Raw genomic sequence first — 24,654 nt, forward strand, 5'->3', positions numbered from 1 at the left:
AAACTTAACTATCTGCAATTTGTTTCACAACCGGTAAAACTTTTGCTTTAATTTCGTCTTTATCCACGATATTGTCTAAATAGACAAACTTTGTTTTAGGATCAATCTGCATATTGGCAAATTGAGATTCAAAATTGCTTGCTGAAACAATAACATCGGCATTGAGTGAAGGTGCATCTGAAATCGAATCATGATCTGAATTAACTTCGATACCTGCTTCACTAAAAACATCATCCGCTTCCATCTGACAAGCTAGACTTGAGCCCAAGCCATTTCCACAAATAAAGAAAACTGTAGGTACTTTTGCCATATTTTTACGCTCCTAACTCTATTAATTTTCTACGCCAAACAAGGTCTTTTTAAAGCTTGCTTTATCTTCCTTGTTAAATAGTTCTTCAATCTTATTTGGCTTATTTATTAAATCCACAATTGCTTTTAAAACGTTTAAATGTGAATAGCTGTCAATTGCAGACAAAACAAAAATGATTTTTACTGGATCGTTTGCCTTATTGCCAAATTTTATTGGTTCAGCCAGTGATGCTACACTGACATCCAATTTTGCAACCCCGTCCTCCGGTCTTGCATGGGCCAAAGCAATTCCAGGACCTATGACAATATAAGGTCCGAATTTTTTAACTGATTCTTCCATTGCGACAACATAATCATCATTAATTGATTTATTTTTTATTAGCGGTTGGCTGGTTTTTTCAATCGCTTCACACCAATTATTAGCCATTATGTGTATTTGGATTTTGTCATCAGTTAATAAATCTTGAAGCATTGGCCTCACCTCCCTCTCTTTTATTTCAATATTATGTTCAGAAAAAATTTCAATTAACTTGTCCACTAAGCGAGCTGAAACATTTTTTCTGGTTTCTGATTCAATTAGCGAAATGGTGTCTTTAAGCAAATTTTTCTTAGCTGAAGGATTTTGCTTTAAAGACAGCATATGTTTTTTAATATCTGCTTTAGCAATAAATTTCTTTAACTCTTGATAGTCTTGCTTCCTGGGAACAGGAGGCATTTTAAAACTGGGAACCATTCCCGTTGATTCATTAATTGTCTTAACAACAAAATCTATGTTTAGCTTTCTTAAAGAATTTATATCCTGTAATCCTAAAACTGCCACAACTTCGACATTCATGTTTCGGGAAATATTGGCAGCCAATAGCTGACCGGTAGCTTCGCCATAATTACAAAGAACCGCAATTCTATAAAAGTTGTTTTCTTTGACGCTTTCTTCGTAATAAGTACTAAAGTAAACGGTTATGAATGCTTTTTCTCCTGCTGAAACATTTTTGCTGTATTTGCTTTTAAAAAAAGCTGAGATATCTTGATAAATAGTTGCATAACTAGTTTTAAGCACATCAGTTAACGGATTAAATACTTCAATATGATTTTCTTGCCTTTGCAAAAATGCTGAAACATGTGAGTTAAGTTGTTCATAAAGTTGTTCAGAATCACGGTAATTAATTTTTTCTACATCACTCATATAATCTATTAAGCGTAAAGTCAGAAGTTCCGATTCAGCCCACTTGTCAATTCTTACCTCTTTTTCACCCAAAAATGTTTTAAGAATAAAAGTCATATAGCTTTTTTCATTTTCCGGAACTGTCAGTTTTAACTTGTCCAACAAATTGTTTACAGATTTCATAATTCTAGTGTTAGCAATTTCTAAATTAGAAACCTGACTGTCATCAAGATATTGCTTTTCCTGCAAACGTCTAATCCAAATGGCCATTAAAACAGAAATTTGTGCTTCTCTGGCAGAAACTCCTTCGTAACGACCACCAAGTATTAGTTCCTTAGCAACTATATTAGTTTGCTCAAGTATCTTTGGATTTAAATAATCAATTACTATTTGGTAACTATCACTTCCTTCAAAGCTGCCTTTTTCTGCTAATTGCGAAATATCAATATTTTCAACAATTAATTGTTGAATCATAGTTCTGATATTTCTTTCAGCACCTTCAATTTTTGCTCCTTGCTGCGTATCCAAGGTCAGAGAATATTTGGCAAGAAATTCTCTAACCTGGCGCATATCCTTGTCCATCGTGCTTTTACTTATATTCAGCTGCTTTTGTTCTTCATAAATTTTTACCTGGTGAGGAGCTTTTAGAAAGCTGATAATGATATGAAGCTGCCTTTCTTTAGGATCAAGAAACGTATCCGAACTAATTTTTAAAGAGTGAGATAAGAAATGTCTAGCATCCAAATCAAGGCAAAAATAAAGTTGCCCTCGCTTATTAGAAATTCCAGTAATTGAAAGGTCACTTAAAGTTCGGTTAATATCATCCACATCATTTCTGATAGTTCTGGAAGAAACATTCAAGGCTTGACTCAATTCAGCGATTGATAAATTTTCTTTATCAAGCAATTCATTTATTATCAGTAATTGCCGGTCTTTCATATTCCTCACCTCAATTCAAATAATACGTTACCGCTTACATATAAAAAAGAGTTTATTGTTTCCACTTTTTTTGGAAAAATAAGACACATAGTCTACCTGCTTTCAATAAAATTTTGCAAAAAACTACACTAAAAAAGAAGACACCTTGCATTAACAAACACAGTGTCTTCTTTACATACTTATTTTTGTGCTAAATCTACGATTCTTTTATAATTTTTAGACTTGCACTTGCCCCTAATCTAGTAGCTCCACTAGCAATCATTTGGCAAGCGTCAGCTTTAGTATGAATACCGCCTGCTGCTTTGATGCCCATTTTAGTTCCGACAGTTGCAGCCATAATCTTAACATCTTCTGCTCTAGCTCCATATTTTGCAAAGCCAGTTGACGTTTTGACGAAATCAGCACCAGATTTTTCTGCTATTAAGCATGCCTTTTTAATTTGCTGCGAATTAAGAAAACAATTTTCAAGAATTACTTTTACCTTTTTTCCCTTTGAATGTACTGCTTCGACAACTGCTTTTTCATCTTTAAGTACCACATCATAGTCTTCTGAAAGAAACGCCCCGATGTTTTGTACCATATCGCATTCATCGGCACCATTGGCAACTGCTTGTGTTGCTTCAAAAACTTTAGTTTCAGTAGTAGTTGCTCCAAGGGGAAAGCCAATCACCGTTACAGTATTAATTTTTGTTCCTTGTAGTTTTTCACTAACATATTTTACCCAAAAAGGATTTACACAGACAGACGCAAATTGATATTTTTTAGCCTCTGCAATTACCTTATCAATTTGCTCTTGAGTTGCATTTGGTTCCAATAAAGTATGATCAATATATTTATTAAGTTTTTCCATTACCTTTTCTCCTTTTCCGCAAATAGCGTAGTTATAAATATAGCCTAATTGGTTAAGAAATTTTTTAAAAGCACTTTCTTTTTCAAAATTTCCAGGTAAATTCATAAACAAAGTTTCAGTTTGCTAATTATGAGTTATTTTGCCCCAAGTTCATAATACAAAAAGCAGGTCATAAGTTTTAACCAAATTTATGACCTGCTTTAAATACTTATTAAATTCTTGATAAATGTCTATTTAATTTTGCTTAATGCATCCCTGACAGCATCTTTTAATCCTCTAGTAGTATTAGAGGCGCCCGAAACCGCATCTACGTCAACCTTATTTTCATCGACCATTTTTTGAGGTAATTCGTTAATTGCTTTTTGACCATAATCATCAGATTCAGCTTGTTTCAGCACCTCAACTTTTTTGAGGTTCTTTTGCTTATCAGCTGTTACTCTGACAACTATTTCATCTCCCACTCCTTTAGTAGATTTGCCGATATATTGTTCAGGTCCAGTTGGAAACTCTTCTTTCTTAATATCAGAATCTAGTGGTCGTGGCTTTAACGGCTTTTCATGCTTAGGAGAAGGTACATTAACTTCTGCGATATCGTCTTTAGGATGGGCTGCATTTTGACCGGCAATTTTACCGAAAATCAAACAGTCGCCCAAATCCGAACCACCTTGATATAAGTTAGACATATTACTGCCCAGCTCACCAGCACCATATAAATGAGGAATCGGCTTGTGCTCAGGATCAAGAATTTCAGCTCGGGCATTTCTTCTAGGACCAGCTTCAGACCAGCCAATAGTCTGTACTAGCGGTATAGCATAATACGGACCCTCTTCAGAAAATGCACTTAAAGTAGCAGGATCACGATGATAAGCATAATCATGCTTCTTTTCGGCAAAAAAGTTAAATTCATCAATTGTACTTTGCAGTTTATCCGCAGCAACTCCCATCTTTTCTGCTAATTCAGAAACAGAATCAGCTTTAAGAACGGAATTAAGTGCTTTATTATCAGGGAAAGTATCAATCTCACTGATCTTGTCATATTGCTTTTGATCAAAGACAAAGTAAGGGTGAATTGGATTCAATGGTTTATACCATGAACCATGATTTTCTACATAGCCTTCACGTGCTCCTTGATCTTCCTTAAAGTAGCGTGTGCCGTCATCGCCAACCGTAAAAATACTGCCTGTATAGAAGATTGGGTTACCCATATAAAATGGTGCACGCTTCATCCCAGGTTCATAAAAAGCAAAAGCTTGTTGCATTCCACCGGCCGCATACATTGACATATGCCACATATCCGCACCTGCTTCGTGAGCCAAGTCAATACCCTTACCTTTATTATAAAGTGAACCCAGTGGCACTAACTTGTGTGAACCAATATAATCCTGAACCATTTGCGGATTATTTTCGATACCACCAGTGGTCAACACGACACCATTTTTAGCGTAAACATTTAATAAAACATGATCACGCTCAATTTGAGCTCCGACAACTTTTTTACCAGGAGTTTGCAAAATATGCTTAACAGGTGCAGAATACCAAACATCAATCTTATCACTACGATCAAGTACTTTTTGCCGTAAAATGTTCCACAATGAAGCGTTAAAAATACCCTTCTCTATTGTGATCATGTCATAGCTTTTAGCACCTGGTAGATTAGGATGATCGGCAATTACAGCATCTTCTGGCAGCCCTAAAATAGTTTTATAGCTAACAGGTTCATTAACATCCAGATATTTTTTAAAATATTCTTTCATGTGTGTAATGCCATGAACAACTGTATCCTCTATTTCAGGATCAATATTAAAGTGCTGGGCCAAATGTTCATAGTAAGCGCGATAATCCTCTTCGCTGCTGCTATAACCTACAAGTTCAGCAGCATACCTTGTATTGCCACCTTCGTGACCTTCCGGAGCAGAATCAACTATTAGCACTTTAGCACCACTATCAGCCGCAAAACGAGCTGCAGTTGCTCCGGCTCCACCAAAACCTAAAACTACTACATCATAGCTTGCATCATAATATGTATGATCATTAACTATCATATGATTGCCTCTTTTAAAAAATCTTATTCTAGCTTAAAAGACTTAAATTTTTGCCTTTCAATCTTTAAATATTATCTTGCGTTTATGTTAATAATATCACATAGCCGCTTACATTAAACCGGACTTATCCAAAATTTAATTTTGAGTATAAAAAAAGTTCACATTCAAGTGAACTTTTATTTATTAATTTATTCTAAACCAACTTTTTTAAAAATCTCATCTACATGCCGCAAATGGTAATGATAATCAAAAGCATCAGCGACATCGTCTTCAGAAAGATAATTCATAATTTGACTGTCTTCAACTAATTTTCTAAAGGAAATTCCCTCATTCCAAGATCTCGTGGTTAATTTTTGGACCATATCGTAGGCATTTTCACGAGAAAGACCAGCTTCATCAATCAATTTTAACAGCAAGCGTTGTGAATAAATCAGTCCATAAGTCTTATCCATGTTCTTAAGCATGGTTTCTGGAAAAACATCAAGATTGGTCAAAATGCGATTAAAACGATTGAGCATATAATCAATACCAATTGTAGTATCAGGTAAAATTACACGTTCAGCACTGGAATGGGAAATATCGCGTTCATGCCAAAGTGATACATCCTCATAAGCAGTTATAATATGGCCCCGTATAACCCGTGCCATACCACAAAGATTTTCTGAGCCAATAGGATTACGTTTGTGAGGCATTGCTGAAGAACCTTTTTGCCCTGCACGGAAGTGTTCTTCTACTTCGTGGATTTCAGAGCGTTGCAAACTTCTAATTTCGGTTGCCCAATTTTCAATACTTGTGGCTATTAGCGCCAAAGTAGCAATATATTCAGCATGCAAATCGCGTGGCAATACTTGACTGGTAATTGGCTGCTGAGTTAAGCCTAGCTGCTTTAAGACACTGGTTTCAACAGCTGGCGGTACGTTAGCAAAAGTCCCAACGGCACCGGAAATTTTTCCTGATTCTACTCCTTTTGCTGCATGTTCAAAGCGTTCAATATCACGCTTAATTTCCGCATACCAGCGAGCTAGTTTCAAGCCAAAAGTAGTGGGTTCAGCTTGCACACCATGCGTGCGCCCCATTTCCACCGTATTTTTATATTTACGTGCTTTTTCAGCAATCGTCTTTTTTAGTTTATGCAGATCCTGACGAATAATTCTATCTGCCTGTTTTAGGATGTATCCTTGCGCAGTATCGACAACATCAGTCGAAGTCAGGCCAAAGTGCACCCATTTTTTCTCTGGGCCCAGACTTTCAGAAACCGTTCGTGTAAAAGCAACCACATCATGGTGGGTTACCTGCTCCAATTCTGCCACCCGTTCTGGTGTAAAGCTGGCATTTTGGGCAATTTTAGCAGCATCTGCTTTTGGAACCTCGCCTAATTCACTCCAGGCATTAGTAGCAGCAATTTCCACTTTTAGCCATGCTTCATATTTATTTTCGTCAGACCATATTTTACCCATTTCAGGGCGAGTATAACGTTCTAACATAAATTACATTTCCCACGGATTTTGCAAAACAATTGTTTGTTCACGATCAGGACCTACCGAAACAGTAACTAAAGGTATGCCTACAAGTTCTGAAACGCGGTTTAAAAATTTTTGTGCGTTTTCTGGTAAGTCAGACCATGTTTTAGCAGCCGTAATATCTTCTTTCCAAGCAGGTAATTCTTCATAAACAGGTTGACAGCGGTCCAATTCTTTTAGACTAGCAGGATAGTAATCAATTTTTTGACCATCAAGTTCATAAGCAGTTGCAATTTTAATAGTGTCAAAACCGCTAAAAATATCGAGCAAGTTAAGACTTAAACCATTGATGCCAGAAACACGTTTGGCGTGACGCAAAGCGACTGAATCAAACCAGCCCACGCGGCGAGGACGACCGGTAACTGTGCCATATTCATGAGCAGTTTCGCGAATATGGTCACCAGTTTCATCCAATAATTCGGTCGGGAAAGGACCAGCACCAACACGGGTGGTATAAGCTTTGCAAACACCGATGACACTTTTGACCCGGTTAGCACCAACACCGATACCACTAGCAATTCCACCTGAAATTGTGTTCGATGAAGTAACAAAGGGATAAGTCCCTTCATCTATATCAAGCATAGTTCCTTGTGCGCCTTCAAACAGTACTTTTTCATCATTATCCAGAGCATTGTTAATTAACACTGAAGTGTCTGTAACGTATTTTCTCATTTTCTGACCATATTCAAAGTATTTGGCAAAAATATCTTCAAATTTCAGTGCCGGCTTGCCGTAAATTTTGGTAAATACTTCGTTTTTTTGCTCTAAATTAACGCGTAATTTTGCTGCAAAAGTATCTTTTTCAAGAAGATCACAAACACGAATACCAATTCTGGAAGCTTTGTCCATATAAGCCGGTCCGATACCATTTTTAGTAGTACCGATTTTTTGATCGCCCTTTGCTTCTTCTTGGTATTCATCTTGCTTGATATGGTAAGGCATGATGATATGAGCCCGGTTAGAGATCTTTAATTTACTGGTATCGATTCCCTTTTCAGCCAGATTCTCTAATTCGCTAAATAAAACCTCGGGATTAATAACAACGCCATTACCGATTACGGCCCCTTCTTTTGACGCAAAAATACCTGAAGGAATTAAACGCATCTTAAAATCTTGACCATTTATTTCAATAGTATGGCCAGCATTATTACCACCATTGGAACGAACAGTATAGGCAGCGTCATTACTTAAAAAATCAGTAATTTTGCCCTTTCCTTCGTCGCCCCATTGGCTACCAACGACTGCAACTGCTGTCATTTTTATTCACCTCATTAAATTTCTACAAATATCACGTAAATAGTCTAGCAATTTACCATTCTTTAGTCAAATTTAAATGCGAATTATTATAGCAAGTTTATTTTTAATAGTTCGATTTTTATATTGACAAAAAAAGCTTTTTTGATTATAGTGATTTCGTTTGTAAAGATAGTTAATAAGGAGCCGATTTACTTATGAGCAATTATTTCAGTATGGAAGCATTTGATTATGATGATATCCAGCTTGTTCCGAATAAAGGGATCATTAAGAGCCGTCATGATGCAGATACCAGTGTTAAGTTCGGAAACCGAACATTTAAAATACCAGTCGTACCTGCCAACATGGAAAGCGTAATTAACGATGACTTGGCGGTTTGGCTGGCCCAAAACGGCTACTATTATGTCATGCACCGCTTTCAACCTGAAAAGCGTTTCGCTTTTATCAAGATGATGCATGAAAAAGGTCTATTTGCTTCTATATCTGTTGGTATTAAAAAAGGCGAATATGATTTTATCGATCAGCTGGTTGCTGAAAACATTAAGCCTGAATATATCACGATTGATGTAGCTCATGGGCATTCTGTCTATGTTATTGATATGATTAAATACATCAAAGAAAAATTGCCAGATACTTTTTTAACAGCAGGCAATATTGCGACCCCAGAAGCAGTTCGTGAATTAGAAGGTGCAGGAGCAGACGCCACAAAAGTTGGTGTTGGTCCTGGCCGCGCTTGCATTACCAAACTCAAAACTGGTTTTGGCACTGGTGGCTGGCAACTAGCCGCTTTAAGAATGTGCAGTAAAGTAGCCAGTAAACCCTTGATTGCTGATGGCGGTATCCGTTATAACGGCGATATAGCAAAGTCAATTCGGTTTGGCGCTACCATAGTTATGATTGGCTCAATGCTTGCAGGACATGAAGAGTCCCCGGGTAATGTCATCAAAATTAACGGTAAAACCTACAAGCAATATTGGGGCTCTGCTTCCGAAGTCCAAAAAGGTGCGTATCGCAATGTTGAAGGTAAACAAATGCTCGTTCCCTTCCGTGGCCACATTGCCGATACTTTAAGAGAAATGCGGGAAGACTTGCAATCTTCAATTTCCTATGCCGGTGGTAAGGATCTTAGTTCAATTAAATTAGTTGATTATGTAATTGTCAAAAACACAATCATGAATGGTGACAAATAAGTAGGTTGTTTTCTTCTCCCTAAATTTTTAAGTATGGGTAGTAGTTTGTATTTTTCGTTAAAATAATGTTATCCCAGTTCTGTTAGGTAGTCAGTGCTGGGAATTTTTGTATTTAAATTTTAAGGAGTTGTACCCTAATTAAAGCCTATTCTACTGGCACCAATTAGAAAAAAAGAACTCGACCATTTTCATTTAGTTGCCTTATATTTCTTTATTTATGTTTTTTTATCCGCTTTAAAGTGTTACACGAAGTACAGAAAGCGTATAATTTGTTTGTAGTAAAGTTGAATTTTTCATAGAGGTAATAAAAATGAAATTTAAAAAAGTGATTATGTTGGTAGCTGCCTTGATAGGTGTCGGCACGATTGGCAATTTTATTAATACGCCAAGTAATGTGCAAGCTAAGCAAACCCAGGCTGTTTTTCCTAAAAGCTGGCGTGGTACATGGTACTCATACAATTCCAAGACAAAGAAAATCGATAAGATGACTTTCACTAAAACAAAACAAATTTATTACGAAAATGGTCACCAGTATCCTAAATTGTTAAAAGCTAAACCTAAGGTTATGCCTAAACCAAGTAAAAAAACAAGATCTTGGGTTTATTTATCAAATAAAATGACTCAAAAAGGCTATACTTGGACTGGAGTTGGCATTTGGGGTTACCCTGACGAAGGTACACTTGATTGGTATAATGTTGCTAAATTAGATGGTAATAAAGTTTTAGGTTATGCAGAATATCAGAATGTTTATTGGTATGTAGATAGTCACTGGTATCAGACAGCTAAACTTGCAAAAAAGTTAAAAGATCACAAATATCCAAATTACGACTTTATTATTGGCGGCGATGACTTATAAATTTATCCGGATATTTTTATTTTGTTTTTAAAGGGAATAAATAATGAAGAAAAAATCAGTTGTTAAATTTATTGCTACTATTTTTGTGCTATTGACTGGCCTTATTCTATTTTCACCTAAAAGCGTTAGTGCATCTGCTATAACAATTAAAGCAGCTTTTGATAAAAAATATTATAACGTTAATTCTACTAAAAAGGCTTATGGTAATTGGGTAGGAAATGTTACTTTTTTCACTCGACATCTAAAAGTTAACACGGGAAAGCCAATGCTCTTTACTCCAAGCATATATGTTGTTAATAAAAAGGCGACGGGACTTTCTGCTAAAGAAGATGGTATTTACATAAATACAATCGACCACAAAAGGTTTGTACATGGTCGTGTTTATTTAATGCGATTTCGCTTTGATCTCTCTCACCTTAAGCCCGGGAAAAAATATCGTTTTAAAAATGACATGCACTTCAATAACCCACATTATGTTAAATATCGGTGGTTTACTCAGAAGGCTTCACGCAAAGGCAATCTTTCCAATAGTACTCACCTTCCTCAGGTAGACCTGTATGTCAACTGTGGCGCCAAGAAATCCTTTTTGAAAAAGGTAATGCGCAATAATAAAAAGATTGTTGATTCGAAAATAAAATTATATTAATATTTTTTCAGCACATAGATTTTATTATTTTATGAAGGGAGAACCAATGAAGAAAAAAAGTCTTATTGCAATAATTGCCAGTATTTTAGTATTACTAGGTACTGGTTCATTTAGTAGCCCGCAACTCGTATCTGCTGCTAAACATCAAATATTTGTGTCTAGTAAAACATATGTCTACGATCACAAGGGTAAAAAAACCAAAGAAGTATATAAAAAGAGCAAAAGTCTTTATTATACTTCTGTTAAAAAGATTAAAGGTTATAAATATTATCGCATCGGTAAAAATAAATACATCCACTACTACGATGGTTTACCGCTCAATATAGTCAAAACACCAAAAAATAGACCTGCTAAAAACGGGGCAAGTTTGATGGATTTTATGGCAAATGATACTTCACTAACCACTGCACAAAGACAGGAAGCACAAAAAGCAGCCACTTTACTTAGAACAGGCAAAATTGATAGTCAAGCGCAAAAAGGCGCACCATCATGGTTCAATACTTATGTCAAACTAGGTGGCAAAGATGATGCTACTAGCAACGTTAATATTAAAGCTTCCCTTCAAAGTCTTGCTAATGCAAACAAGGAAAGAACTAAAGCTGGAGTTGGTGAGCTAAAAATTTCCCCAACTTCTACAGCCATTTCCATGATTGATGCGGATTATCAAAAACAGGGTTCCTTAAACCATCCGGGCTTTTACGGCTATCATTTCAACCTGGAAAATCTTTCTGCCGGTGCTGAGCCAATTAGCAACTGGATGACTGAAAAAGTTGACTGGGAATGGGACGTAAAGAAAAGCCCTAGCCTAGCGCCTTATGAGTTCACCCCTAATTGGGAAGACCCTGTATACAATCAGGCCGTTTTAGGAACAAACGGTTATAGAATGGCAGGACACTATACCAACTTATTAAATAAGGGACATCGCGTAATGGGCATGGCTCATATGACGCAAACTCCTTATGGTGCTGCTGATGCTTTTAATGCAACTAATGAAGGAGAAGATAGCGCAATTACTTTGGCTCAATATAAGGCTATAGTAAAAGAATGGTTAAAGAAATAAACGTCTTCACTTCTTAAGTATGAAAAAATCTGTTAGTTTATATTGTGAAATTTCACAATATCTTACTAGCAGATTTTTTTGATCACTATTTAATTAATTTCTGCACTTCCTACTTAATTTCTTCAAAAAGCGGAATCTTTTTCTGACTTTTGACTTCAAATAGACCCTTATCTGAAATTTTAATGGTTGGTGAAACCAGTAAAGACAAAGTAGAAAACGACATAATCTCGTTAGGATTTTTATAACCTAGTTCTTGCAGTGTTTTGCGCACCTTGCCAATTTCTGTACCTAAAACAGACATTGGTTGGTCACTGGCAACGCCGCCAATCGGTAATTTTGCATTGGCAACTATTTTGTCACCTTTTGCTGCAATATAGCCGCCCTGCTGTTCAACCAGTTGATGCTGAATCTTGAGCATTGCGGCAGTATTAGTGCCCATGATCATTATGTTGTGGTGATCATGCGCCCAAGTTGCTCCTACCGCACCGTCTTTTACAATACCGCGGTCAACAAAGCCCAGACTATAGTGTCCATCGCCGCTATAACGGTCTTGCACCATAATCAATGCTAAGCCGGCTTTCTGCCATTGAACTATGTGATCTTTTACTTCCAGTTTTTCTTGGATATGGTTGGTAAAAGTACCTGCTGGATTAAGTTGAATAATATTTGCCAATACTTCTCCGTTTGCAACTAAATCTGTTTTTGCCACAAAATCATCGGGTAGTAACTTAGGCGCGTTAACTGAGTGACGTAACTCTGGCAAAAATTGGTAACCTGTCTGCTCCTTGATATCTGCCGCGTTTATCCCATTTTTATAAACAGCTGCTATTGACAAATCATGCAGATCATCGAGGATAACAAAATCAGCTACTCGGCCGGGAGCAATTGCACCTCTATCCCATAATCCCATATGGCGAGCCGGTGTATAGGTAGATATGTAAATTGCTTCTTCTGGTGTCATCCCCATTTTGATTGCTTTTTTCACCAAATAGTTCAAGTGGCCATGAAGCAAGGTATCAGGCATAGAATCATCAGTTACCAGGGCAATGTGGTCAAAGTAATTGTTCTTAATGATCGTATCAATTACTTCCTGCAACATTGATTTCAGTTGCACCTCGACAAACATGCCATTAGGAATTTTTTCATTAACTAAGGCAGCTGTCTGTTCCGTATGGTCAGTAGTAACTCCAGCATAAATAACTTTAGCCAGATCTTCACCAGCATATGCTGGCACATGACCTTCAAGAGGCATTGTAGGTTTTTCCTCACGACAAACTTTGATAATGTCTTTGATCAAGGTTTTATGCGGAGAAGTCATATCCTTAAAGTTCATCACTTCGCCTAAACAAATAAAGCGCGGATCTTTAAGCAGTTCTTGTACTTCTTTCACGCCAATTTTGCCACCTGTTGTTTCCATATCTGGATTCGTTGATGGAACCGAAGATGGAATGCCAAAGAAAATATCAATCGGTGACGGCTCAGCAATGAAATTTTTTAGTCCCTTGATGCCAGCAACATTTGTTACTTCATGGTCGTCAGCAATAATCGTTGTCGTACCGTATTTTAGAATCGTTTGTCCCATAATCGCAGGAGTAGTCATGGATGAATCGATATGCATGTGGGCATCAACAAATCCTGGAATTAGATATTTACCCTTAAGATTAATTGTCTTTTTAGCCCTAATTCCTGGTAAGTCTTGATTAATCCAATAAAATTTACCGTTTTTCACTGTAACTTGAGTGTCAACAAATTTACGTAAAAAGACATTAAAAACATGGCCATTTTTTATCAAAAGATCAACTTGTGTCATTTTTCTCCTCCATAAATAACGAAAGAGTTGAAATATTCCAACCCTTCATTTTATATCTACTTATTCATAATTTTATTCCATTGATTAACCCAAGAAGGCAAGTGGCTATTAACATAGAAGAAATTCATGTTCTTTGCGCGTTTAGCCACATCCCCATAAGTTTTATTAGCTGCTTCAGCATGTGTTAACTTAACTTGCGTGTTAACAGGGGCATTATTAAGTGATTTTGCACTAGCACATTTCTTTTGAATAGCTTGACTTAGTCTAAAATTAATATATTTATAGGCAGCATCTGTATTCTTGCTATTCTTCAAGATAGCAACAACGTTGCTGTTAGAATATGTGCCTGATGCTGGAACAATGTATTTAAGTTCAGGATTAGTAGCCTGCAACATGCTAATAGCGTAGTCACCAACAACGGCCACACTGATTTCACCTGTTTTGAACATATTGGATAAATCTGAACTTTGGTCATATGTTTTAACCACATTAGGCTTCAATTCTTTCATGGCTTTGAAAGCTGCTTTACCGCCATCACTTGGGACACTGACTTTAGCATGGCGACCCGCAATATACAGTATTGCAGGACCAAAAGTGTTAGTAATGTCAGGAATCGCAATCTTGCTTTTTAGCTTTTTAGACCACAGTTGATCCCACTCTGTAATATGAACTTTTTTAGGATTGTAAATAATACCTACGCTGTTAACAGTGTAAGGAACAGTTCCGGTATCTTTAGCCAGCTTTTGTTCACTACTGGATAAATATTTAAAATCTTTGATTTTAGAAAAATCTACTTTTTTATACAACTTCTTTTTCGCACCAGCATAAGCATTCTTTTGTGCCACTTCAATCACGTCAACTGAAGAATTAGGATTATGCTCAATTTGGGTTAAGCTCGTAGTTGTATCTGCAGTAAATTGTGCGGAAACTTTAACGTTATTTTTCTTGGCAAAAGGATTGAGTACATCTGATCTCATTTGCTTAGTTAAGATGCCGAATGTAGAAACAACCAACTTGCCACCGTTTGCTTTAGAAGAACAAGCTGAAGTAGCAATAGCTGCTCCCGCAACAATTAAACTTGCTGCCATTAAACATACTTTTTTGATTTTCATGATAGACCTTTCCGTAAATCTAAAACGCCTTAATAATGAAGGCAGGTTCTTTTTTGACAATTATTGATTCATAATTTTATTCCATTGACTGATCCATGAAGGCATTTGCTTGTTCACGTAATAAAAGTCAATAGTTTTTGCTCTTTGGGCGATCGCACCATATGTTTTATTGGCAGCTTCAGCAGCAGTCAATTTTACTTGTGAATTAACCGGGGCATTATTAAGCGATTTTGCACTGGCGACTTTCTTTTGGTTAGCTTCACTTATACGAAAGTCAATATACCTATATGCCGCTTGAGTATTCTTACTGTTTTTCAAGATTGCAATATTATCATAGTTAGCATATGTTCCTGAAGCTGGCACTAGATACTTCAAACTAGGATTAGTAGCTTGCAACATGCTGATTGAAAAATCACCAACAACCGCTGCGGTAATTTCTCCCGTTTTAAACATATTGCTTAAGTCTGAACTTTGAGAATAGGTTTTAACCACATTCGGCTTTAGTTGCTTTAACGCTTTGAAGGCAGCCTTGCCATTGTCCTTGGTTACACTGACTTTAGCATGATCCCCTGCCACATAAAGCATTGCGGGACCAAAAGTTGTTACAATATCCGGAATTGCAATCTTGCCCTTTAATTTCTTAGACCACAAGTCATCCCAACTTTTAATGTGGGCCTTTTTCGGATTATAAATAATGCCAAAACTATTAACAGTGTACGGAACAGTATTTGTGTCTTTTGCCAGCTTTTGCTGGTCAGCGGATAAATACTTGAAATTCTTGAGTTTGGAAAAATCCAATTTTTTAAAGAGTTTCTTTTTAGCTCCAGTAATCGCATTATTTTGGGCCAATTCAATGACATCTACCGGTGAATTAGAATTGTGCTCAATCTGCGTTAGGCGAGTTGAGCTGTCCCCAAACTGTGTAGACACCTTAACATTATTTCTCTTAGCAAACGGGTTAAGCACGTCCGAGCGCATCTGCTTAGTTGCTAAGCCAAAAGTGGAAACCGTTAGCTTACCGCTACCAGCATTGGACGAACAAGCGGAAGTTGCCAAAGTTGTGCCGGCAATGATAAAACTAGCTGCTAACAAACAAGCTTTTTTAAATTTCATAACCATACCTTTCTAAAAACACTGACTATTCTGATAACGGGTGAAGATGCTTAGCAGGAAGAGTCAGCGTTACTTCTTCTCCTGAACTGCGCATCTTTTGCCGTGCTTCCTCAACTTGAAAGTCCCCAATGGCTGAATGAATAGCATACTTAAAACTTTGTCCTAGATATTCACGACTTATAATTTTACCGGTAAACGTATTTTCAGAAACATCCGCTAAATTCAAGTGGATGTTTTCCGGACGAATGGTTAGCACTTTTGCATTTTGATTTGGCTCAACCGTGGTCAAAACCGTATCGCCTACTTTGATATGATGGTCATCCTGACGATTAGCAGCAGTGACAGTAATAAAATTGTCATAGCCAATAAAACGAGCAACATATTCTGTTCGAGGATGATGAAAAATATTCTGTGGCGTATCAAACTGATCAATGCGTCCTTGTTTCATAATTAAAACTTTGTCGGAAATTGCGAAACATTCTTGCTGATCGTGTGTGACAAATAGTACGGTCATTTTTAATTTCTGCTGCAAGTCACGAATTTCTTCCCGCATCTTCAGCCGCAACTTAGCATCCAGATTGCTTAAAGGTTCATCCATTAATAGCAATTCAGGATTGGTAACCAGAGCTCTTGCTAACGAAACTCTTTGCTGCTGCCCCCCAGAAAGCTGCGCTGGAAATTGTTTAGCCAGTTGACTTAAGCCCGTAGTTGCCAACATTTCAGTCACTTTTTTCTTGATAGTATTTTTGTCAAACTTGCGCATTTTTAGTCCAAAAGCAACGTTATCAAAAACATTCATATGGGGAAAAAGTGCATAGCTTTGAAAAACCATCCCGAAATTTCTCTTGTAAACAGGTACTTTAGTAATATCTTTACCGTTAACTAAAACCTGTCCGGCAGTTTCTGGAATTAAACCAGCAATAATTCTTAGTGTGGTCGTTTTGCCACAGCCAGAAGGTCCAAGAATGGAAACCAGCTCACCGTTATTGACAGCAAAAGATATATCTTTTAAAACTTTAGTTTTACCATCGTATGATTTTGCTAAATTTTGTACTTCTAAATTTGCCACTGCCCTACTCCTCTACTTTGTAATATTTTTAATACCAATCGCTTTTTCAACCAAGAACATCATGAGTGCTGTAAAGATCATCAAAAGCACAGAAATTGCTGACACAGTGGGATCATAATTATTTTGCAAATAATTCAAAATTGCCGGTGGCAACATGGTTAAAGAAGGGCCGCTCATGAATAAAGAAACTGGAATATTGTTGAAGGAATTGATGAAACACATCATAAACGCAGCAATGATACTGGCCTTAATATTTGGCAAAACAATTAGGAAAAATCCTTTTTTGCGAGAGCAGCCACAAATCCAGCCCGCTTCTTCGATGTGACTGTCCATTAACAGCATACTGGCTGTAATTAAACGAATGACATACGGTAAACACAAAAGAAAATGTCCGACAATCAAGCCAATAAATACCGGAATTCTCATAGTAATAACTGCGGCTTGATAGAGCGCAAAGCCAATAACAATTTCGGGAATTAAAGTTGGACTGAGAAAAAATGATTGAAACCAAGCGGCATGATGAATGTTGTAACGCGTTAAGGCGTAGACAGCAGGAATGCCAATAACTAAAGCCGAAATGCTGGCAATTAAAGCTACAATTAAACTTGATTCAAAACCTGCAATAAAATCAGGCTGTTGGAAAATATTGCTGTACCAAGAAAGGGTAAAGCCGGTAATTGGTAATGAAATCGAGCTTTGCGTATTAAAGGATGTAATTACGACTAAAATTAGTGGCAACATGATTAAAGCCAAAATAATAATCGAAATCACAGTCAACGTTTTATTTTTACGATCAAGCATTAGTTGGCCTCCGATCTAAATGCTGGCTAAGCTTCCTCATAAGCCACATCGAAAGAGCAGAAATAACAATTAAAATTATTGAGATAACGCTGGCATTTTGCCAATTACCTAATGTCATTGCTTGCTGATAAATCATAGTTGCCATTACCAAATGGCGGTTGCCACCAAGAATTTCTGGAGTAGTATAAGCTGTCATCGTTCCAGCAAAAACTAAAATACAACCAGTTAAAATGCCGGTAGTCAATTGAGGAATGATCACCTTAAACAATGTGCGCCAAGGACTGGAACCAAGAACGGCTGCAGCTTCTTCAACTTCCACATTTAATTCAGCCACGCTGCCAATTAATGAATTAATCATAATTGGTAAAAATAAGTAAACTGAACCAATAATAATAGAAGCATTAGTGTAAAGAATATTTAGCGGTGACCTAATTAGGTGCAACGCCAGTAAAATCTTATTGACGATTCCGTCATGACCCAAAATAATAATCCATGCAAAGTTTCTCACAACCGCATTGGTTAACATGGGAAAAAGAATTAGCAAATTCAGTACCTGTCTGACTACTGTTTTTTGTCTTCCTACCCAGATAGAGATAGGTATCCCAAGGATCAAAACAACAATCACTGTTATAATTGCTATCAAAAAACTACGTCCAAGAACTGCCCAGTTGAAAGAACTCTTTAAAAATTGTGCGTAAAGTGAAAAGAAGCCACTTTTACTTTGGAATGTTGGTATTGCAATTTGAATTAGAGGGAAAAAAGTGAATACCAATACTCCCAAGAATGCAGGAATTAACAACCATACTGCTGTTTTGCGATTCATATATTACCTCCGCTTTGTATATTAGAGTATCGAACTTTTAATCTACTGTCAACATCAAATACGAATAAAATTTATACTTATTCATTAAATAGTTTGTATTTTTTAATTAATGAAAGTGCTTAATATAGCGATACGCGTATAATCAATAAAATTACGAACATTAAATAAAAAACTCTTTTAAACTGAATTAAATCAGTTTAAAAGAGTTAATTTTTATATTAAAGATTGAACAGCCCAAAGTTTGGCTTATTATTAACAAAAACATTACTTATCAGGGACACGAACCAAATTATCTCTGACTAGACACTCAGCAATTTCCACGGTGTTGCTGGCAGCACCTCTTAATAAGTTATCAGCTACTACCCACATATTAAACGCGCCAGGATTTTCTTGGTCTGGACGAATACGGCCAACAAAAGTCTCTTTTTTACCTGCTGCTAAAAGCGGCTGTGGATAAATTTGGTTTTGCGGATCATCTTGTAAAACTAGCCCGGGAGTCCGCTCAATTTCCTGCTTTATCGCAGCAGCAGTTGCTGACTGATCTTTTAAAGTGAAATAAACTGTTTCGCCATGACCAATTTCAACTGGCACACGGACACAAGTAGCAGTAACTTTTATTTGCTTTGTGTCCTGATCATTAAACAAAATCTTTTTAGTTTCATGAATCATTTTCCATTCTTCGTGAGTGTAACCATCATCTTCAAAAACATCAATCTGCGGTAACAGGTTAAACGCCATAGGGTAATGCTTTTTAGCAGACGCAGTTGGCAAAATTTTGGCTTCAATTTCTTGATTATTCAGCCTATCTTGTGCTTGTTGCAACAGTTCATCCCAAGCCGCTTTGCCAGCACCAGAAACCGCTTGGTAAGTTGAAACGATGATTTGCTTAATACCCCACTTAACGTGAAGCGGATAAAGCGCGGCAACCATCTGAATGGTCGAGCAATTAGGATTAGCAATAATGCCATGATGATTAACTAATTGGTCATCGTTAACTCCAGGAACAATTAGTGGAACATCATCAGCCATCCGGAAAGCACTAGTATTATCTACACACACTGCCCCCCTTTTGACCGCTTCAGGCAATAACTTTTTAGAAACGGCGCCACCAGCAGATGATAAAACCAAGTCAACACCAGTGAATGAATCAGGATGTGCCTCTTCAACTGTAATTTCTTGGCCTTTAAATTGTAATTTCTTGCCTGCTGAACGCTTAGACGCCAGCAATTTAACTTGCTTGACTGGAATTGCTGCTTTTTCCAATTCACTAATTAAACGTTGACCTACTGCACCTGTAGCACCCAAAATTGCAACTGTGTATTCTCTCATCAAATTTCACTCTTTTCTGCTAAAAACTTTTGGATTCGACTCATAGCAGTATGAAGATTTTCGTCACTGGCAGCATAAGAAAAGCGGATATAGCCCTCACCACCAGGGCCAAAAGCATTTCCGGGAGTGCCTCCAACTTTAGCTTTATGGGCCAAATCCAGTGCGAAAGCTTCATCGTCCTTACCATAACTTTCCGGTATTTTAGCAAAAACATAAAATGCACCTTCACTGGCATGAGTTTCTAAGCCCATATTGTTTAATGCACCAACAATATAATCACGCCGCTTTTGGTAAATTGGTCGTGCTGCAGCCGGATCCTGATCACCGTTTTCCAAAGCTTCAGTAGCTGCTGCTTGCGCTGGATTTGATGGAGCTGTAACCAAGAATGCGTGCATTTTTGCAATTAAACTAATTAAAGCAGCCGGTCCAGTCACATAACCCAAACGATAACCAGTCATCGCATGCGACTTGGACAAACCATTAATTAGTAGGGTACGATCGGGTAAATAATGCGCAATCGATACGTGATTAAAGTTATAAGTCAGCTCACTGTATATTTCATCAGAAATCACATAAAGGTGATGCTCTTTAATGATTGGTGCCATTTGCTCTAAAACAGAACTGGGGCATTCCCTGCCGGTTGGATTAGTAGGATAATTCAGTAAAATTGCTTTAGCATGAGGGTGCTCATTCAGTGTCTTTTCCAAATCTTCAGGAGTCAACACAAAATTGGTTCCTGCCGTATTGATAGCAACCAACCTAGCTTTAGTGTATTGAATCAATGGGAAATAAAGGGCATAAGAGGGGGTCGGTACAATAATTTCATCCCCTGGCTGAAACAAAGCTAGCATCGTTGCGGCTATAGCTTCAGTTGCACCCACTGTGACTACAATTTCGCTGTCAGGATCATAAGTTAAGCCTTGCTTGCGCTGTAAAAAGTTGCTAATGGCTTTGCGTAATCTGGGTGTTCCTTTTTGGGCTGAGTAATGTGAATCATTATCTAAAATGCTCTGAGCAGCTGCTTTTTTAACATGTTCAGGTGTATTTAAATCAGGTTCTCCTAAGGTTAATTTAATTAAATCAGGAATATCATCAACTTTTTGAGCAAAAGCACGGATACCAGAGGGAGGAATTTTTTCTAATGGTGTATGAATAATTGAAGTTAAATCAGTAGCTAATTGTGGCATTTTTGTTCTCCTTATAAATTATAAAATTTGGTCTAAACCGACCACTAAATTTGGTAAGTCCATTACCCGACTCAAGGCCACTTTCACGCCCTGCATAAATGAAGAACGAGAAAATGAATCTTGTCTGATAGTTAAAGCTTCTCCGGGCCCACCAAAAAGCACCTGTTCGTGAGCTACGTATCCTGGTAAGCGAACGGAATGAACAGGAACGCCATCATAATCAGCACCGCGAGCTGCAGAATCGTTCGTAGTTTGAGAGCAATTTTCTGGATTGCGGTTTTCTGCAATTAATTTTGCAGTTGCTATTGCCGTTGCACTAGGTGCATCCCTTTTATCAGCATGATGCATTTCAATTACTTCTGCATCAGGAAAATAACGGGCAGCTTCTTGTGCAAATTTCATTAATAAGACAGCCGACAAACCAAAATTTGGAACAATAATGCCACCAATTTTTTCTTTTTGTGCAATTGCTTGCAGCTTTTTTGTTTGATCTGGGGTTAAACCACTTGTTCCAACAATGGGGTGCATATGGTGCTTTAAAGCAAATTTAGTATTTTCATAAACGGCTTGTGGAGTGGTAAAATCAATCCAAATATCGGCATCAATATCGACAGCAGTCAAATTGTCAAAGCATTTAACTGAAGCTCCAAATTCTGCACTTTTAGATGCCGTTGGTGCCAAAACTGCTACCAATTGACAATCAGGTAATTTTTCTACCAACTGGACAGTTTGCTTGCCCATAGATCCTGTAGCTCCAGCTACCAAAATTCTTTTCATATTATACTCCTAGTTCTAACGGCAGTTTATGCAATAAAGCCGATTCAGCTAAACCTAAATGAACAGCTAATTGCCGCTTTTCTGCTTCATTTAAGTCCACAATAGGCAGGCGGCAACCACCAGCTGGCAGCCCTTGTGCATTTAAGACGGCTTTAACTGGCGACGGGGAAGGATACATGAATAAGGCTTGCATCTTCGGCATTAGCCGTCTTTGTAATTTCCCTGCTGCAGCTACTTTACCCTGATCTAAATTATCATACATTTCACGCATGGCCGACCCATAAACATGAGAAGCTACCGAAATCACTCCTTTTGCCCCTAAAACTTTAGCTGTTAAAGACTGCAAGTCTTCGCCTGTATACACTAAAAAGTCACTTGCTGCGTGTTCAACAATATATTCTAAGTCTTCTAAATCAGTACATTGCTTAACGCCAGCAATTTTAGGATTATGTGAGAGGTCAACCAAGGTTTCTTTACTAATCTTAATTCCTGTTCGTCCTGGAATATTATAAATGATAATTGGTACGGGAGAATTTGCTGCCACTGTTTCAAAGTGAGCTGTAATTCCTCTTTGATTCGGCTTGTTATAGTATGGCGCTACTACCAAAGCCATATCAATGCCGGGAATTTGTCCTACTTCCTGGGTAAACGCAACGGTTTGTGCAGTATTATTACTGCCTGTGCCCGCAATTACAGGTACTCGTCCTGCAATTATTTGAGCAAACTTAGTATATAGTTCTATTTTTTCATCATGAGTCATGGTTGCCGTTTCCCCAGTAGTGCCACCAATGACAAAACCATTGCTGCCTGTATTAATTAAATGTTCTGTTAATTCTTTCAGACCAGGATAGTCAACTTTTCCTTCTTTATTAAAGGGCGTAATTATCGCAGTCATTAAATCTGCCTTGTCAAAATTAGTCATGCTTTCTCTCCTTTTGAGTTACATATGACTCAATAAAAAACCTACCATTGCTTTAATTCCTATTACTATTGCATCTTCGTGTGGGTTAAATGTTGCAGAATGGAGTTGAGAATTATCGTTCACGCCCAGCCAGAACATGGTACCGGGAATTTGTGCCAGCAAGTAGCCAAAGTCTTCTCCTGTCATAGCCGGCTGCATCTCTTGGTAATCAATTTGAGAATTTTCCTTCATATAATTAATAAACTCGCTTGTGATTTGTGGATCATTTTCTACTGGCCAATAACCACCCTGATTAAGCTGCAAATCAACCTTAGCATTAAAACTTTGCGCTATTCCCTGAGTCACATCTCGCAGGCGTTGATCGATTCTTTCAATCATTTTTTGGGTTAGTCCGCGAATAGTTCCTTCAAGATGAGCATGGCCGGCAATCGCATTTCTAACTGTTCCAGCCCTGATCTTTCCTATTGTAATAACTCCACTTGCAATGGGATCAATACTGCGAGATATAATTGTCTGAATTTGTTCTATTAAAGCAGCTGCAGCTACTACCATATCATTAGCTTGTTGCGGATATGCGGCATGCCCATCCTTACCATATAAATCAATATTGATTTCAGTTGTTCCCGCAAATAATGTTCCTAAACGGCAGCCAATTGTGCCAGTAGGCAAATCAGGAGTAACGTGCAAGGCAAAGAATTCGTCGGGGCGCCATTTACCAGAGAAAATTCCAGCTTCATAGGCTTTTTTGCCGCCACTTTCACTTTCTTCAGCCGGCTGGAAAAAGAAAAGTAAATTATCCAGGGGTTGGTGATCACAAAAATAAGCCAAAATTCCTAGAGCCACCGTCATGTGGATATCGTGACCACAGGCATGCATTTGACCTTGAGTTTGAGAAGCAAATGGCAAAGCCGTTTTTTCTTCGATCGGTAAGCCATCAATATCTGCACGATAACCAATTGTTTTTTGGGGTTCACTTCCCTGAACTCTGACCAATATTGCTGTGGGCAGCTCCGGACATGTGCGAACCTCAATATGTTTTTGAGTAAAATTGCCAATGACCTGTAATAAATATTTTTGTGTTTGGTGTTCATGCAGAGCTAATTCAGGGATTTGGTGTAAATCGCGACGAATTTTAACAAGTTGCTCAGAAGTTAACATTAATTAATTCACAGCTTTCTTAATCCCTGTTCAATTCCTGTCTTAGAGGCAGTTTTTTGATCACGCATTTTAACAACTTTTGCCGGCACTCCAGCGACGACACTATTTGCTGGGACATCCTTAGTTACCACCGCACCAGCTGCTACCACTGCATGGTCGCCAACTTGGACTCCTTCTAAAACCACGGCGTTAGCACCAATCAAAACGTTTTTGCCAATTTTCACAGGTTGTGCTGAAGCTGGTTCCACGACTCCGGCAATTACCGCACCAGCTCCAACATGGCTATTCTCACCAACAATTGCTCGACCACCCAAAACAGCATTCATATCAATCATGGCATTTTCGCCAATTTCCGCACCAATATTAATGACAGCCCCCATCATGATTACAGCATTTTTGCCTATCTCAACGTTTTCACGAATAAGGGCACCCGGTTCAATTCTGGCAGAGATGTTCTTCAGGTCCAATAAAGGGATAGCAGAATTCCGACTGACATTTTCCACTTGATAATATGTTATCTTCTCGGCGTTTTTTTCTAAAAAAGGACTTAAAATTTGCCAATCTCCAAAAACGACTCCAGTATGAGTTTCACTAAAAACTTTGCTGTCTTCAGGCCAGTCCAATTTAGCCATTTCACCTTTGACATATACTTTAACTGGTGTTTTTTTGGTTGAATTAGCAATAAAGTCAATGATTTCGGTTGCCGTCATTTTTTTCATATTTAT

22 protein-coding genes are annotated in these 24,654 nt (G+C 37.7%); 4 read left to right on the top strand and 18 right to left on the bottom strand.

The window, feature by feature from the left end; all coding sequences use genetic code 11:
- Positions 1–4: 4 nt before the first annotated feature.
- From JF75_RS09355 to JF75_RS09380, 6 genes are all read right to left on the bottom strand, one after another.
- Positions 5–310 (bottom strand): PTS sugar transporter subunit IIB, encoded by a 306-nt coding sequence (locus JF75_RS09355; protein WP_046332778.1) that lies wholly within the window; start codon positions 308–310, stop codon positions 5–7.
- Positions 311–331: 21 nt separating this feature from the next.
- Entirely contained in the window at positions 332–2,410 is a 2,079-nt protein-coding gene (locus tag JF75_RS09360) for a BglG family transcription antiterminator (protein WP_046332779.1), read from the bottom strand.
- Positions 2,411–2,606: 196 nt separating this feature from the next.
- Positions 2,607–3,260 (bottom strand): deoxyribose-phosphate aldolase, encoded by a 654-nt coding sequence (gene deoC, locus JF75_RS09365; RefSeq protein ID WP_046333014.1) that lies wholly within the window; start codon positions 3,258–3,260, stop codon positions 2,607–2,609.
- 230 nt (positions 3,261–3,490) lie between these two features.
- Positions 3,491–5,302, bottom strand: a complete 1,812-nt coding sequence (locus JF75_RS09370; RefSeq protein ID WP_046332780.1) for an FAD-binding protein — start codon at positions 5,300–5,302, stop codon at positions 3,491–3,493.
- Between the two features lie 188 nt (positions 5,303–5,490).
- Positions 5,491–6,786, bottom strand: a complete 1,296-nt coding sequence (purB, locus tag JF75_RS09375; protein WP_046332781.1) for an adenylosuccinate lyase — start codon at positions 6,784–6,786, stop codon at positions 5,491–5,493.
- 3 nt (positions 6,787–6,789) lie between these two features.
- The gene (locus JF75_RS09380) at positions 6,790–8,079 is read right to left on the bottom strand and encodes an adenylosuccinate synthase (RefSeq protein ID WP_046332782.1); all 1,290 of its coding nucleotides are present in this window, start codon (positions 8,077–8,079) and stop codon (positions 6,790–6,792) included.
- Between the two features lie 194 nt (positions 8,080–8,273).
- Here JF75_RS09380 and JF75_RS09385 point away from each other — a divergent pair, with 194 nt between their 5' ends.
- From JF75_RS09385 to JF75_RS10455, 4 genes are all read left to right on the top strand, one after another.
- Positions 8,274–9,266, top strand: a complete 993-nt coding sequence (locus JF75_RS09385) for a GMP reductase (protein WP_046332783.1) — start codon at positions 8,274–8,276, stop codon at positions 9,264–9,266.
- A 310-nt stretch (positions 9,267–9,576) separates the two neighbouring features.
- Positions 9,577–10,122 (top strand): hypothetical protein, encoded by a 546-nt coding sequence (locus tag JF75_RS09390; RefSeq protein WP_046332784.1) that lies wholly within the window; start codon positions 9,577–9,579, stop codon positions 10,120–10,122.
- Positions 10,123–10,165: 43 nt separating this feature from the next.
- Complete coding sequence (locus tag JF75_RS09395) at positions 10,166–10,768, top strand: hypothetical protein (RefSeq protein WP_046332785.1); 603 nt, start codon at positions 10,166–10,168, stop codon at positions 10,766–10,768.
- Positions 10,769–10,814: 46 nt separating this feature from the next.
- Positions 10,815–11,828: an SLAP domain-containing protein gene (locus JF75_RS10455; RefSeq protein ID WP_084605786.1), complete on the top strand. Its 1,014-nt coding sequence runs from the start codon at positions 10,815–10,817 to the stop codon at positions 11,826–11,828.
- A gap of 109 nt (positions 11,829–11,937) precedes the next feature.
- Here the strand turns inward: JF75_RS10455 and JF75_RS09405 are convergent, their stop codons facing one another.
- From JF75_RS09405 to dapD, 12 genes are all read right to left on the bottom strand, one after another.
- Positions 11,938–13,638: an adenine deaminase C-terminal domain-containing protein gene (locus JF75_RS09405; protein WP_046332786.1), complete on the bottom strand. Its 1,701-nt coding sequence runs from the start codon at positions 13,636–13,638 to the stop codon at positions 11,938–11,940.
- Between the two features lie 56 nt (positions 13,639–13,694).
- Positions 13,695–14,750 (bottom strand): ABC transporter substrate-binding protein, encoded by a 1,056-nt coding sequence (locus tag JF75_RS09410; protein ID WP_046332787.1) that lies wholly within the window; start codon positions 14,748–14,750, stop codon positions 13,695–13,697.
- Between the two features lie 60 nt (positions 14,751–14,810).
- On the bottom strand, positions 14,811–15,863 hold the full coding sequence (locus JF75_RS09415) for an ABC transporter substrate-binding protein (protein WP_046332788.1): 1,053 nt from the start codon (positions 15,861–15,863) through the stop codon (positions 14,811–14,813).
- 25 nt (positions 15,864–15,888) lie between these two features.
- A complete protein-coding gene (locus tag JF75_RS09420) occupies positions 15,889–16,932 on the bottom strand; it encodes an ABC transporter ATP-binding protein (RefSeq protein ID WP_046332789.1) in 1,044 nt (347 codons plus the stop codon).
- A 12-nt stretch (positions 16,933–16,944) separates the two neighbouring features.
- On the bottom strand, positions 16,945–17,733 hold the full coding sequence (locus tag JF75_RS09425) for an ABC transporter permease (protein WP_045928780.1): 789 nt from the start codon (positions 17,731–17,733) through the stop codon (positions 16,945–16,947).
- Positions 17,726–18,556, bottom strand: coding sequence for an ABC transporter permease (locus JF75_RS09430; protein WP_046332790.1), 831 nt, complete (start codon positions 18,554–18,556; stop codon positions 17,726–17,728). Before JF75_RS09430 ends, JF75_RS09425 begins: the two co-directional genes overlap by 8 nt.
- Positions 18,557–18,820: 264 nt before the next feature.
- Positions 18,821–19,888, bottom strand: coding sequence for an aspartate-semialdehyde dehydrogenase (locus tag JF75_RS09435; protein WP_209423250.1), 1,068 nt, complete (start codon positions 19,886–19,888; stop codon positions 18,821–18,823).
- The gene (locus JF75_RS09440) at positions 19,885–21,072 is read right to left on the bottom strand and encodes an aminotransferase class I/II-fold pyridoxal phosphate-dependent enzyme (protein WP_046332792.1); all 1,188 of its coding nucleotides are present in this window, start codon (positions 21,070–21,072) and stop codon (positions 19,885–19,887) included. The genes JF75_RS09435 and JF75_RS09440 overlap by 4 nt, the downstream gene beginning before the upstream one ends.
- Positions 21,073–21,090: 18 nt before the next feature.
- Positions 21,091–21,849 carry a 4-hydroxy-tetrahydrodipicolinate reductase gene (gene dapB, locus JF75_RS09445; RefSeq protein WP_046332793.1) on the bottom strand — a complete coding sequence of 253 codons (759 nt, stop codon included), beginning with the start codon at positions 21,847–21,849 and terminating at the stop codon, positions 21,091–21,093.
- A gap of 1 nt (position 21,850) precedes the next feature.
- Complete coding sequence (dapA, locus tag JF75_RS09450) at positions 21,851–22,771, bottom strand: 4-hydroxy-tetrahydrodipicolinate synthase (protein WP_046332794.1); 921 nt, start codon at positions 22,769–22,771, stop codon at positions 21,851–21,853.
- 18 nt (positions 22,772–22,789) lie between these two features.
- Positions 22,790–23,929 carry an N-acetyldiaminopimelate deacetylase gene (locus JF75_RS09455; RefSeq protein WP_046332795.1) on the bottom strand — a complete coding sequence of 380 codons (1,140 nt, stop codon included), beginning with the start codon at positions 23,927–23,929 and terminating at the stop codon, positions 22,790–22,792.
- Positions 23,930–23,937: 8 nt separating this feature from the next.
- Positions 23,938–24,648, bottom strand: coding sequence for a 2,3,4,5-tetrahydropyridine-2,6-dicarboxylate N-acetyltransferase (dapD, locus tag JF75_RS09460; protein WP_046332796.1), 711 nt, complete (start codon positions 24,646–24,648; stop codon positions 23,938–23,940).
- Positions 24,649–24,654 lie beyond the last annotated feature (6 nt).

This window comes from Lactobacillus kimbladii (assembly GCF_000970755.1).
Taxonomy (GTDB): Bacteria; Bacillota; Bacilli; order Lactobacillales; family Lactobacillaceae; genus Lactobacillus; species Lactobacillus kimbladii.